We start from the raw sequence: 13307 nt of genomic DNA, 5'->3' as shown, positions 1-13307 counted from the left end.
CTCAACGGGTCGCGGGGTGCAGCGGGTGGCCCAGGGGTACAGCCAGCAGACGATGCTGGGCGGCATGCGTGAGCACTGCCTGCACGTCCACACTCAACGGGCCTAGGTGATCGAGGGTGATGGTGGGGGTGTCATGGGCGCAGAATTCGATTTCCCGCTCGCCGTCCAGGGCCAAGGTGCCTTGGATGAGGGCCGGGCGGTACGGTTCGTCGGGCGCCATGTGGCCGGAGGCGGTGATGCCGCAGCCTTGCAGCACGCCAGGGGCCACAGGGGCCAGCAGCGCCTGCTCGGCGTTCTCGCCCAGGCGCACCCAGGCGCCGTGGGGCGCTTGCCGCGAGACCGGATTCCACAGGCCGCACAGTGCCGACAAGCCAATGGCGTGGGGCTCGGCGAAGCAGGCGAAGATTTCGCTCAGGTCTTCGCTGCGGCTCAGCGCCCGCGCGCCGATGAAACGCTGGGGCGACACCGCTACCTCCACCAGCGCCCATTCGCTCAGTTGCTGCTGGGGCACCCTGACCAGCAAGCGTTTGTTGCGGCGCAGGCCGATGGAGGTTGGCACCTTGCCGCCGACGATCAGGCCGCCTGCAAGCCCCGCGCTGGTCGCTTCGCGCAGCTCCGGGAAGGCGTTGTTGGTGCCGGTGGACAAGGTCAGCAGGGGTACGTCGCCAGCTTCTGCCGCCACGGCCTTGTGGGTACCGTCGCCCCCCAACACAGCGATCAGCGACACCCCCCGCGCGACCATGTTGCGCGTGGCAAGCCGGGTGTCGCTGACGGTCTGGGTCAGCGGCAGGTCGAGTATCTCGAGGGCAGGCCAGTGCTGGTCGCGCGCCATCGGCCCGGCGCAGGCCTTGACCATGGCAGCGGCGATGCCGGTCATGTCGCTGGGCATCAGCACGTGGCCGACACCCGTGGCGCCGAATGCGGCGAGCAGGCGGGCGATGGCGGCGGCCTTGTCGGTGCTGGAGTACAAGCCGGCAGTGGCGGTCAGGCGACGCAGGTCTCGGCCTGAAGCAGGGTTGGCAATGATGCCGACCAGTGGGGCGGGTAGCGGCATGGCGCACCTCGTGGTCTTGATTGCAAGGACCAGAGCAAGCGCGGTGCCAGCTTTGCACGAAACCCCGCAAAGGCCCGTCGCAGAGGCCTTGCATGGTCGTTAACGCTGCCAGGCGGGCTACCGTGCTGAGACGCCAGGTGCCGGCCTGGGCATTGTGCGGCGAGACGTTGAGACGCTGCGTCTCAACCACACCTTTGATCACACCGTGCTTGTCCAGGCCTGCGCGCAGGCGCTTAATGGCTGCACAACCACAAGAACAGCAACGAGAACCGGAGGGCCTGAATGCTTGCCGCGAACTCCCGCGCTCACGTCGACTGCGTCAGCAGGGTACTGAAGAACGCCGACCGTCTGCCCCAGGCGCCAGTACCGCCGTTGATCCTCGATTCCTGGCGTCGCTCCATGGAGCTGTACTGTCTCGATCCCGCCTCCGAGCAAGGGCCGCGTATTCTTTCCCAGGCACTGCTCAATGAATGCCGAGAGCGCTCGGAGCTGTTCCTGCGCATTGCCGGGGACGCCGTGGCACGCCTGCACGAACAGGTGCGTGAGGCCGACTACTGCGTGCTACTGACCGATGCACAGGGCCGCACCATCGATTACCGGGTCGAATCGACCATTCGCACTGACTGCCGCAAGGCCGGTCTGTACCTGGGCACCTGCTGGTCGGAGGGGGAGGAGGGTACCTGCGGGGTAGCGGCGGTACTGACCACCAAGGCACCGGTCACCGTGCACAAGCGCGATCACTTTCGCGCTGCCTTCATCGGCCTGACCTGTAGCGCGGCGCCTGTTTTCGACCCCTTTGGCGAGTTGCTGGGAGTGCTGGACGTCTCTGCCCTGCGATCGCCCGACGACCGCCGCAGCCAGCACCTGATCCGGCAATTGGTCGAGCAGACCGCACGCGAAATCGAAAACGCCTTTTTCATGCACAGCGCCCAAGGCCACTGGGTGATGCGTGCCCATGGCACGCCAGGCTACGTGGAAAGCCAGCCTGACTACCTGCTGGCCTGGGACGCCGACGGCCGCCTGCAGGCGATGAACAGCCTGACACGGCAACGCCTGATGCAACGCCTGGGGCGCTTGCCTGCGCACATTGGTGAGCTGTTCGACCAGGCGCAATTGCGACGTGTCAGCAACGCGTCGGCGCAACGTCTGCCAGGGTTGGGCGAGCTGTATGGCCGGGTCAGCGCCCCACAGCGCAAGCCGCCGGTCGAGCCTTTGCTGCAAGGCCTGGACCGGCGCATCGAACAACACTTGCGCCTGGCCACGCGGGTCAAGGACTGTAACCTTGCCGTGCTGGTGCAGGGCGAGACGGGTACAGGCAAGGAAGTCTTTGCTCGCCAGCTGCACCAGCAAAGCAAGCGCGGCAATGGCCCATTCGTCACGCTCAACTGCGCCGCCATCCCCGAGAACCTGATCGAGAGCGAGCTGTTTGGTTATGTCGCGGGAGCCTTCACCGGGGCGTCGAGCAAAGGTATGCAAGGGCTTGTACACCAGGCTGATGGCGGCACGCTGTTTCTGGACGAGATTGGCGACATGCCACTGAGCCTGCAGACCCGCCTGTTGCGGGTACTGGCCGAGGGTGAGGTAGCACCTTTGGGGGCTGCGCGGCGCCAGCGCGTGGACATTCAGGTGATCTGCGCCACGCACCGCGACCTGGCGGCGAGGGTGGAGCAGGGGCAGTTTCGTGAGGACTTGTATTTTCGCCTGGCCAACGCCCGCTTCGCGTTGCCGGCGCTGCGCGAGCGCGAAGACCGGCTGGGGCTCATTCACCAGTTGCTGGCCGAAGAGGCCGATGCGTGCGGCGTGAGCGTGGCGCTGGCCGACGATGCCTTGCAGGCGTTGCTGGAGTATCGCTGGCCGGGGAACCTGCGCCAGTTGCGGCAGGTGTTGCGTTATGCCTGCGCCGTGAACGAGGGAGGGCAGTTGCGCCTGCTTGACCTGCCGGAGGAGGTTCGTGGGCAGGGGGCTGGCCGGGTAACGAGCGAGGCGTCCTGCCCAGCGCGGCAACGGTTGCTGGATGCGTTGATTCGCCATCGCTGGAAGCCCGCCGAGGCTGCCCAGGCGTTGGGTATTTCGCGTGCGACGCTGTATCGCCGGGTGCACGAGCACCGCATCGAGATGCCTCGTATGAAGGGGTAGAGTCGCAGCTGCAGCTTGTTGCGGCTTCTGCCCGCGCGACAGTTCAGGCACCGCTGATCGCGACTTCAGGGGGCCTTCCTACACAGAACCTGCGTTCGGACTCCTGCGGTCTTCAGATCGAACATACAAGCCAGATCATTGATTCACGCCAGTCAGAGAGGGTTACGGGGATGCGCAGATTGCTCTGCTAGGTCGGACTTGGCCATAAGCACCCTGAAGGGCCGCATCAGCCATTGATGAAGCCCAAACAGGCAATAAAAAACCCCGGAGCCAGTCCGGGGTTCTTGTACTTCACACTACGCGATCAGTCCTGGTTGGCCAGTTTGTGTTCGAGGTAGTGAATGTTGACGCCGCCTTTGCAGAAGCCTTCATCACGCACCAGATCACGGTGCAGCGGGATGTTGGTCTTGATGCCATCGACGACGATCTCGTCCAGGGCATTGCGCATGCGGGCCATGGCTTCGTCACGGTCCTTGCCCCAGGTGATCAGCTTGCCGATCAGCGAGTCATAGTTCGGCGGAACCGAATAACCGCTGTACAGGTGCGAATCGACACGCACGCCGTTGCCGCCCGGTGCGTGGAAGTGCTTCACCTTGCCAGGGCTCGGGATGAACTTCTTGGGGTCTTCGGCGTTGATACGGCATTCCAGCGAATGGCCGTGGACCACCACGTCCTCCTGACGGAACGACAGCTTGTTGCCAGCGGCGATGCTCAGCATCTCCTTGACGATGTCGATGCCTGTGACCATCTCCGACACCGGGTGCTCAACCTGCACACGGGTGTTCATCTCGATGAAGTAGAAGCGGCCATCTTCGTACAGGAACTCGAACGTCCCCGCACCGCGGTAGCCGATCTCGATGCACGCGTCTACGCAGCGCTTGAACACTTCCTGGCGTGCTTTCTCGTCGATGCCTGGGGCCGGGGCCTCTTCCAGCACCTTCTGGTGGCGGCGTTGCAGGGAGCAATCGCGGTCACCGAGGTGGATTGCATTGCCCTGGCCGTCGGACAAGACCTGTACTTCCACGTGACGTGGGTTGGTCAGGAATTTCTCCAGGTACACCATCGGGTTGCCGAAGGCTGCACCGGCTTCGGTACGGGTGAGCTTGGCCGAGGCGATCAAATCCTCTTCCTTGTGCACCACACGCATGCCGCGACCACCACCGCCACCGGCGGCCTTGATGATCACCGGGTAGCCGACGTCGCGGGCGATGGCCAGCGCGACTTCTTCGTCTTCCGGCAGCGGGCCGTCGGAGCCCGGCACGGTCGGTACGCCCGACTTGATCATCGCGTCCTTGGCCGAGACCTTGTCGCCCATCAGGCGAATGGTGTCGGCCTTGGGGCCGATGAAGGCAAAGCCGGACTTCTCGACCTGCTCGGCAAAATCGGCGTTTTCCGCCAGGAAGCCGTAACCGGGGTGAATCGCGGTCGCGCCGGTGACTTCGGCAGCGGCGATGATCGCCGGGATGTGCAGGTACGAATCCTTGGACGATGCAGGACCGATGCAGACCGACTCGTCTGCCAGGCCCAGGTGCATCAGTTCACGGTCGGCGGTGGAGTGCACGGCGACGGTCTTGATACCCAGCTCTTTGCAGGCACGCAGGATCCGCAGGGCAATTTCCCCGCGGTTGGCGATCAGGACTTTTTCGAGCTTCCCAGACATCGTTGGCTCTCCGCGATTCAAACGATGGTGAACAGCGGCTGGTCGAACTCAACCGGCTGGCCGTCTTCTACCAGGATGGCGTCGATGACACCGCCGACATCGGCTTCGATGTGGTTCATCATCTTCATGGCTTCGACGATGCACAGGGTGTCGCCTTTCTTCACGCTCTGGCCCACTTCAGCGAAGTTCGGCGAGGTCGGCGAAGGCTTGCGGTAGAAGGTGCCTACCATTGGCGAGCGGATGACGGTGCCCTTGAGGGCCGGTGCCGCGGCGGCAGCTTCGACAGCAGGTGCGGCAGCGGCGACCGGGGCAGCGGCAGGCGCAGCCATCGGGGCAGGTGCGTAGAACTGCTGGGCAGCTGGGGTCTTGCTGTGACGGCTGATGCGAACCGACTCTTCGCCTTCCTTGATCTCCAGCTCGTCGATGCCAGACTCTTCCAGCAGCTCGATCAGTTTCTTGACTTTACGGATATCCATTAATCATCAACTCCCAAAGGTTCGGTCAGGGGGCGAAATTGTTGAAGCGTGTCGACACGCTTCTCTTGACCCTGGCCACCGAGGCCAGGGCTTTCATCATTTGGGCTGTGCGTTGGCAGCCAGCTGTTCCAGCGCGGACTCCAGGGCCAGGCGATAACCGCTGGCGCCCAGACCGCAGATCACCCCTACGGCTACATCGGAAAAGTAGGAGTGATGACGGAACGGTTCGCGTTTGTGCACGTTGGACAGGTGCACTTCGATGAATGGGATGCTCACCGCGAGCAACGCGTCACGTAATGCAACGCTTGTGTGGGTGAATGCAGCCGGATTGATCAGGATGAAATCCACACCCTCGTTGCGTGCCGCATGAATACGATCGATCAACTCGTATTCGGCGTTGCTCTGCAAATACTGCAAATGGTGGCCCGCGGCGCGAGCACGTTGCTCCAGGTCTTGGTTGATCTGGGCCAGGGTCACGGCGCCGTAATGGCCGGGCTCGCGCGTACCGAGCAGGTTCAGATTGGGGCCGTGAAGCACCAGTAGCGTTGCCATCTGCGAGTTCCTTGGATTTGTAGGGCAATTCGACACAGCGCGGCGAGTGTGCCTAAAGCGACGGCAAGTGTCCAGTTCCCGGCAATAGCCAGCACGATGAGCGAGATTCGCGCGAAGTATGTGACCGGATAGCAGGATCCGGTCACTGATCGCCGACATGTTCCCATGCCAGCGGGCCGTTACAGGCCTGCCCGGCCGCGAACGCGGGACAAAATGGACGCAAAGTTCTCGGCATTTATCTCGCCAATCACCCGATCAGCGGTCAGTTCGCTGCCGTTGGCGGCAAAGAACATCAATGCCGGTGGGCCGAACAATCGATAGCGGTCCAGCAGGGCACGCTGGGCCGCATCGCTGCGCGTCACATCCAAGCGCAGCAGTTTGAAACCCGCCAGCTGGGGCAGCACCTGAGGTGCATTCAACACCTCGTGCTCAATGACTTTGCAGCTGATGCACCAGTCTGCGTACCAGTCCAGCAGCACTGGCTGGCCAGCGGCCTTGGCATCGGCCAGTGCAGCATCGAGCGCCTGGGCGGTGGTCAGTGTTTGCCACGCCTGGGCAGGGGACGCAGCCTGACCAGCCGTGCTCATTCCTGTAGGGGGCAACGGTCGCAGCGGATCACCCTGGCCGCTGAGGGCGCCATACCAGCAGGCCAGGGCGTAGACCAGCAGTGTCAGGCCAAGCAGTTGGGCCAGGCGTTGGCGAGGCGTCTTCACGACGAATTCCAGGGTCCCCAGGAACACGGCCACCCCGGCAGCGAGCAAACCGATCAGCCCTAGGGTGACAGGCCCTGGCAAGACCCTGCTGAGCAAACCGATGGCCAGCCCCAGCAACAGGACGCCGATGGCGTTCTTCACGCTGTTGAGCCATGGGCCGCTTTTCGGCAACCAGGCGGCGCCACCGGTGGCGACCAGCAGCAGCGGGGCACCCATGCCCAGGCCCAGCGCGAACAGTTTGAGCGCACCGCCCAAGGCGTCTCCACTGGCGCTGATATACAGCAACGCACCCGCCAGCGGCGCCGAAACGCAGGGTGAAACCAACAGGCTGGACAACACGCCCAGGGCCGCTGCGCCCAGCAGCGAGCCGCCTTGGGTGCGATTGGCGACGCCGTCCAGGCGGTTGCTCAGGGCGTGGGGCAGCTTGAGTTCAAACAAGCCGAACATGGCCAGGGCGAAAGCCACGAAGAACAGCGCGAAAGGCACCAGCACCCAGGCGGACTGCAGGCGCGCCTGCAGATTGAGGCCTGCGCCGAACAGGCCCATCAAGGCCCCAAGGGCGGCAAAGCTGGCGGCCATGGACAGCACATAGGCCAGTGACAACGACAGCCCACGCAGCCCACCTGCTTGGCCGCGTAATACCACCCCCGAGAGAATGGGCAGCATGGGCAGCACGCACGGCGTGAACGTCAGGCCCACGCCGGCGATGAAGAACAGCAAGAGCGCTTTCCACTCCCAGGCGTGTGCGGCCTGGCTGCTCGGCGCACCTTCACCTTCAATGCTCAGGCGTTCGGTTTCAGGTGGATAGCACAAGCCCTTGTCAGCGCAGCCCTGGTAACCCACCTGCAAGGTAAAGGCCCTGGGGTCATTGCGTGGCAATTCAATGTCGACGATGCCGTGATACACCTCCACATCGCCGAAGAACTCGTCATGTTTGGCCTCGCCCTTCGGGATGACCGGTGTGCCCAGTGCGATGTCGGCCGGCTCGGTGCGAAACACGAAGCGGTGGCGGTACAGGTAGTAGCCGTCGGTGGCCACCAGGCGCAGCTTGATGGCATGGGCGTCGGCCTGGATCAGGCTCAGCTTGAAGGCTTCGTGCACCGGGAGGAAATCGGCGTTGCCGGCCAGTGAGGAAGCCCCGAGGGTAGCGCTGGGGCGATTGTCCAGCAGCCCCGTGGCGAACACCGGGCTGGCCAGCAGTAGGCACAACAGGAAAAACAGGCGGCGCATGGTGAACTCGCAAGATCGAACGTGCCGCGCATCATAACGGAGTTGGCGCTCAGGGAACCATGTGTGGGCCCGCCAGCCTTGCCGGTGAGGGTCTAAAGCTATTTCGTGGAGCCAGGGCGGTCGGTTCAGACCCTGAAGGCACCCACCGCCTGGTTCAAGGCGCTGCCCAGGCTGAGCAGATGATCGCCTTGCTCACGCCCTTCGCCGATACGTTGCAGATTATCCCCGCCCAGTTGATGAATCCGCTCGCTGTGGTCACGGATCTCGCTCACCGCACCGCTTTGTTGCGCCGTCACTTCGGCAATGCGCAGGGCAGTGTCGGCAATGGTACGAATCGCACACACGATTTCGTCCAATGCGCCGTCGGCGGTCTGGGCCTGGCTGGCAGTGGCCTCGGCATGCTCCAGTTGTACCCGCGTACCGTCCACGGCGCCCTTGGCTGCCTGCTGCAACCTGTCGATCAGGGTCTGGATTTCCCCAGTGGCGCCGGTGGTGCGCTGGGCCAGGGTGCGGACTTCGTCGGCCACCACGGCGAACCCGCGACCCATCTCGCCAGCGCGGGCGGCTTCGATGGCGGCATTGAGTGCCAGCAGGTTAGTCTGTTCCGCAATGGACCGGATCACCGTCAGCACGCCACCGATCGTGGCCGATTCCTCTGCCAGTTGCTCGATCATGCGGGCGTTGCCTTGCACCTCGTCGACCAGCGTGCGTAGACCCGACAGGCTTTGCCCGATCACAGCCTGGCCCTGTTCCACGGCCCGGCCTGCGTCACGGCTGGCCAGGGCCGCAGCGCTGGCGTCGCCAGCCACCTGCTGGATGGTCGCTTCCAGTTCTCCGAGTGCGTCGCGAATCTGCCCGGTATCCCCGGCCTGTCGTTGTGCGCCATCGTGCAAGGCAGCACTCATGTCGGCCAGCGCATGACTGCTGCCGGCCACTTGCTCGGCGTTGTGCCGCAAGGCGTCTACCAGTTCGACCAGGTACTGGCGCAGGCGATTGAGCGAAGCCTGGATGTCATGCAATTCGCGGTTGGTCCTGCCCATCTCGACAGGCTGGGTAAAATCGCCCTCGGCCCAGCGCGACAGCGCCGGCGCCAGGCCGGTGAGGGTGCGTGCAAGGCGACGTTGCAGCGTGTCGATGAGCAGGGCGATCAGCAGGATCATCACGATCATCGCCCCTTGCAGGCTGCGCACTTCCCCCGCGATGGTGCCATGCAGGCTGCGCACTTCTGGCTCCAGGGCCGCGATGGCCTGGCGCACTGCCTCCAGCTGTTGCGTGGCGCGGGTCGCCAGGGCGGCGCGCTGGGCGATCTGGGCACGGGTACGTTGCAGCTCGGCCGGGTAGCGCCCAACCAGGCTTTGCAGCTCGCGCTTGAGGGCTACGGCGACGTCTTCCTGCTGGGCACGGGTATCGGTCTGCAAACCCATCAGCGCGGCAAAGTCATCCGCGCCCGATTCGGCGGTACGGGTCACGCCCAGCAGCGGCAAGCCTTCGATGACCTGCGCCTGGGCCTGAATCAATTGCAGCTCGCGCTCCAGCTCGGTTGCCAGCTCGGGCCGGCCGCTGCCCACCAGCTTCTCCCGCGCCAGGCCCAGCCTGCTCAGGTGCAGAGCTGCCTCGACAAGCGGCAGCAGGTAGCGCCCCGCGTCGGGGCTGGCGCTGTCTCGCGCATAGGTGGTCAGTTGCTCCAGGTTGGCCCCCAGCTCGCGTTCGGCTTGCAGCAACAGCGCCTGGGGGTCACCGGCCAGCTTGCCGGCTGCCAGCAACTCGCCTGCGCTGAAGGCCTGGAGGTCGTTTACGCTGGGGCGCAGCTGGCTGACCAGCGCTTCGGGCCAGTCGGCCAGCGAGGCTTGCAGTTGCACGGTGGCCTGCAGTGCCGCCGCATGGCGCACGGCATCGCCGCTGCCAAGATACGCCTGGATGTTCTCGGCGGCTTCAGTCTGAAAATGGCGCGACAGGGTCAGGTAGCGTTCCATCATCTGGTAGGGACGCTCCAGCGCCCGCTGCGACCACCACAGCGTAACGCCCAGGGCGATGCACACCGTCACCAGCAACAATGTATTCAAATTGGTCAGCCATTTCAGGCGCATAGCCGCGAGCTTCCTGCGGGGGGAGGGAAGAGTCAAGGGCCTGAAGTTATTGCGTTCGTGTGACGCGATGATGACGGCAGCGCGCAGTCGGCTGGCAAAGTGCCTTTATTCTTTGCCCGGCCTTTCAGGGCTCCACACGCACCACGCAATTGCGTCCTGCATGCTTGGCCCGGTACAGCGCTTCGTCGGCCGCGCTGGCCATGGTCAGGGCATCGAGCCCGTCATCGAGTTGCACGACGCCTGCACTGAACGTACAGCGCAGGTCATGGGGTTGGGCCGGGTAGAGGATTTCGGCAAAACGCCCGCGGATGTCATCGAGCACCTTGTACGCCGCCTCCAGGGCGGTATTGGGCATGACGATGGCGAACTCTTCGCCGCCGTAGCGGCCAATGAAGTCGGTCTTGCGCAGGCGCTGCTTGAGAAACAGCGCCAGGCTCTTGATCACCCGGTCGCCCATGGGGTGGCCATGGCGGTCGTTGATTTTCTTGAACCGGTCGATGTCGAGCATGGCAAAACTCAGCGGCTGCTGTTCGCGGCGGGCACGGAAGCTGCAATCCTCGAGCAACTGCAGGATATGCGTGTGGTTGTACAACCCGGTCAGGCTGTCGCGGACCATGCGCGCCTTCAGATGCCGGGCGCGGGCAGCGCGGTTGCGCACGGTGGTGATCAGGTGGCGCGAGCGAAACGGCTTGGTCAGAAAATCATCGCCGCCTTCGCTCATGGCCTCGAGCTGCTTATCCAGGTCATCCTCGGCCGACAGGTAGATGATCGGCACGCTGACGTAGCGGTCGTTGTGGCGAATCACCTTGGCCAGTTCAGGGCCGGTGCACGCCGGCATATACAGGTCGAGGATGATCAGGTCAGGCTGGAAATCAGCCAGCTCGGCCATGGTGGCGATCGGGTCGGTCAGGCTGCGGGTGATCATCCCGGCGCCTGCCAACACCCGTTCCGTGAACAGGGCCTGGGTGCGTGAGTCATCGATGATCAGTACGCGCAGGGGATCGTACGGCGCGGCATCGGTCAGGCGCTCGACCTTCTCCAGCAGGCTGGAAGCCTCCAGTGTGCCGGTGAGGAAATCGCGCCCGCCGGCCCGCACGGCGGCCAAGCGCGTGGGGGTGTCGGTTTCGTGGTGGCTGAAGAACAGCAGCGGCAGGGGTTTGGCCTGCCGCGCCTGGACTTCGGCCGCCAACGCCAGGCCCTGGCCGACCCCATTGAAGTCGACGTCCATGATGACCGCCGAAGGCGGGCATTCGCCTACCGATGCGCGAAAGGCATCGGCAGTGGGCAAGGCCTGTACGCCCAGGCCGAAGAACTCCAGTTGCTGGGCCAGGCGTTCGGCGCGGTCGTGGTCCTGCAAGAGGATATAGACCGGCCTGCGCTGGGGCGCCAGCAGCAACTGGTCGCGTGGGTCGTCCTTGCGCAGGCCGCTACGCACAAGATGCTCAGGGGGGCACTGCGGGCTCGGCTCAACTGCTTGGCTCATGTCCTGGCTACTTGTCGTTAGGGGTATGCAGGGGCAGTGATGGCTCTATGCTAGCAGTTCTTGAGCTGCGTAGGCGTGCCCCCTTTCAACAAAGTGGGCTGAATGGTTATTCAGTTACCGACCAAGGGGTCGCTTATGCGTAAGGCGGTGTCTGCTTTATAGTGCTGTCAGGCGGGCTTGCCGTGGCACCCTGGCGTAGGCCTGTGGTCAAAGCCCCTGAACCGTCGTGACTGATCAAGGATATAGCCATGCTGGACTGGAAAAACCGCGAGGCCAAAGCCGAGCCCCGCGAGCGTGTCGACGGCCGCGGCGCTGCCGCCCGTAGCTATTTTGGTGGCCTGTTGGGCCGCTCACTGTTGGCCCTGGTTGGGCTTTACCTGCTGGTGTGTATCGGCCTTTCCTGGTACTGGAGCCAGGAGCCCGAATTGTTCCCGGTTCAGCAGAACGCGCAGAGCGCAGCCGAGCGTAACGGCCAGCAGATGGTGGTGGGCTACACCACCGTCGAAACGCTCAAGACCGTGGCGAGCACCTTGCTGAACAAGCCAGGTGGCTACATCGCCAACGACCGTCTCCCGCCTGGTTTGTGGATGGACAACATGCCTAACTGGGAGTACGGCGTACTGGTCCAGGTGCGTGACCTTTCCCGCGCGCTGCGCAAGGACTTCGCTCGCTCCCAATCGCAATCGACCGAAGATGCCGACCTGGCCAAGGCCGAGCCGCGCTTCAACTTCGATTACAAGAGCTGGATCCTGCCGTCCAGCGAATCGGAATTCGAAGAAGGCATCAAGTCGCTGGCTCGCTACCAGGCTCGCCTGGCTTCGGGTGACAAGGGCGCGATCTTCTATACCCGTGCAGATAACCTGAACAACTGGCTGGGCGACGTCGCTACCCGCCTGGGCTCGCTGTCGCAACGTCTCTCGGCCAGCGTAGGCCGCGTAAAGCTCAACACCACGCTCAAGACTGAGTCCGTGGTGGCTGGCCAGGCGCCGCAGGTGGACGAGGAAGTCGTGGAAACCCCATGGCTGCAGATCGACGACGTGTTCTACGAAGCCCGTGGCCAGGCCTGGGCACTGTCGCATCTGCTGCGTGCGATCGAAGTCGATTTCGCCGACGTGCTGGCCAAGAAGAACGCGACCGTGAGTGTGCGTCAGATCATCCGGGAACTGGAGGCCTCGCAAGAGCCCCTGTGGAGCCCGATGGTCCTCAACGGCAGTGGTTTCGGCATGTGGGCCAACCACTCGCTGGTCATGGCCAACTACATCTCCCGCGCCAACGCGGCGGTCATCGACCTGCGCCAGCTGCTGTCGCAGGGCTGAGATGACCTTCAGCCCTGATGAAGCCGCCCACCGGGCGGCTTCGGACCGGGAACGGGTCACCTGGGTAGACGAGCACGACCAGGTGCTCGGCGCATTGCCCAGGGCGCAGCTGCGCCAGCGCGGGCTGATTGGGCGCTGCACGTTCATTCTGCTGTTCAATGGTGCCGGTGAGCTGTGCGTGCACCGGCGCACCCTGAGCAAGGCGCTGTACCCCGGGTATTGGGACGTTGCCGCCGGCGGCATGGTCGCCGCCGGTGAAACCTACGCCGAATCGGCCGCGCGCGAACTGGCCGAGGAACTGGGCATAGCCGACGTGACCCTGCGCTTTCACGAGCGATTCTTCTTCGATCAGCCTGACAATCGCCTGTGGTGCGCCTTGTACTCGGCAGTGTCCGATGCGCCGCTGCGGCTGCAGCCTGAGGAAGTGATCGAGGCACGTTTCATCGGTATTGACCAAGCCCTGGAGGACAGTCGGCTCAGGCCTTATTGCCCCGACTCGATGACAGCATTGATGCGCTACAGGAACAGCCCCGTTTAACCCGTGCACGCAAGGTCGCAAAACATTCGCAAAATGGCGCAATCCGGTACTTAGCAACTGCA

At 64.0% G+C, this 13307-nt stretch carries 10 protein-coding genes; 3 read left to right on the top strand and 7 right to left on the bottom strand.

All coding sequences use genetic code 11. The features are described from left to right. Position 1 precedes the first annotated feature (1 nt). Complete coding sequence (locus CWR53_RS19660; protein ID WP_100852311.1) at positions 2–1054, bottom strand: NAD(+)/NADH kinase; 1053 nt, start codon at positions 1052–1054, stop codon at positions 2–4. A 282-nt stretch (positions 1055–1336) separates the two neighbouring features. Between CWR53_RS19660 and CWR53_RS19655 the strand changes: the two genes are divergently transcribed. Beyond that, the gene (locus tag CWR53_RS19655) at positions 1337–3190 is read left to right on the top strand and encodes a sigma-54-dependent Fis family transcriptional regulator (protein WP_100852310.1); all 1854 of its coding nucleotides are present in this window, start codon (positions 1337–1339) and stop codon (positions 3188–3190) included. A gap of 304 nt (positions 3191–3494) precedes the next feature. On the opposite strand, the gene accC is transcribed toward CWR53_RS19655, so the two are convergent. The 6 genes from accC to CWR53_RS19625 form a co-directional block, all read right to left on the bottom strand. Next, complete coding sequence (accC, locus tag CWR53_RS19650; protein ID WP_027915162.1) at positions 3495–4850, bottom strand: acetyl-CoA carboxylase biotin carboxylase subunit; 1356 nt, start codon at positions 4848–4850, stop codon at positions 3495–3497. Between the two features lie 17 nt (positions 4851–4867). Further along, positions 4868–5326 carry an acetyl-CoA carboxylase biotin carboxyl carrier protein gene (gene accB / locus CWR53_RS19645; protein ID WP_023535179.1) on the bottom strand — a complete coding sequence of 153 codons (459 nt, stop codon included), beginning with the start codon at positions 5324–5326 and terminating at the stop codon, positions 4868–4870. 96 nt (positions 5327–5422) lie between these two features. After that, entirely contained in the window at positions 5423–5878 is a 456-nt protein-coding gene (gene aroQ / locus CWR53_RS19640) for a type II 3-dehydroquinate dehydratase (RefSeq protein WP_003255330.1), read from the bottom strand. A 179-nt stretch (positions 5879–6057) separates the two neighbouring features. Next, the gene (locus CWR53_RS19635) at positions 6058–7821 is read right to left on the bottom strand and encodes a protein-disulfide reductase DsbD (protein ID WP_100852309.1); all 1764 of its coding nucleotides are present in this window, start codon (positions 7819–7821) and stop codon (positions 6058–6060) included. A 125-nt stretch (positions 7822–7946) separates the two neighbouring features. Then, on the bottom strand, positions 7947–9794 hold the full coding sequence (locus CWR53_RS19630) for a methyl-accepting chemotaxis protein (RefSeq protein ID WP_375335506.1): 1848 nt from the start codon (positions 9792–9794) through the stop codon (positions 7947–7949). A 238-nt stretch (positions 9795–10032) separates the two neighbouring features. Continuing rightward, on the bottom strand, positions 10033–11391 hold the full coding sequence (locus CWR53_RS19625; RefSeq protein WP_078479170.1) for a diguanylate cyclase: 1359 nt from the start codon (positions 11389–11391) through the stop codon (positions 10033–10035). A 248-nt stretch (positions 11392–11639) separates the two neighbouring features. Between CWR53_RS19625 and CWR53_RS19620 the strand changes: the two genes are divergently transcribed. Both CWR53_RS19620 and CWR53_RS19615 read left to right on the top strand, forming a co-directional pair. Continuing rightward, positions 11640–12707, top strand: coding sequence for a DUF2333 family protein (locus tag CWR53_RS19620; RefSeq protein WP_058605290.1), 1068 nt, complete (start codon positions 11640–11642; stop codon positions 12705–12707). Between the two features lies 1 nt (position 12708). Then, positions 12709–13245, top strand: coding sequence for an NUDIX hydrolase (locus CWR53_RS19615; RefSeq protein ID WP_100852307.1), 537 nt, complete (start codon positions 12709–12711; stop codon positions 13243–13245). Positions 13246–13307 lie beyond the last annotated feature (62 nt).

Origin of the sequence: Pseudomonas sp. SGAir0191 (assembly GCF_002812565.2) — a bacterium.
In the GTDB taxonomy this organism is placed as follows: domain Bacteria; phylum Pseudomonadota; class Gammaproteobacteria; order Pseudomonadales; family Pseudomonadaceae; genus Aquipseudomonas; species Aquipseudomonas parafulva_B.
The sequence above is the reverse complement of the archived record's forward strand: the minus strand, read 5'-3'. Positions and strand labels throughout refer to the sequence as shown.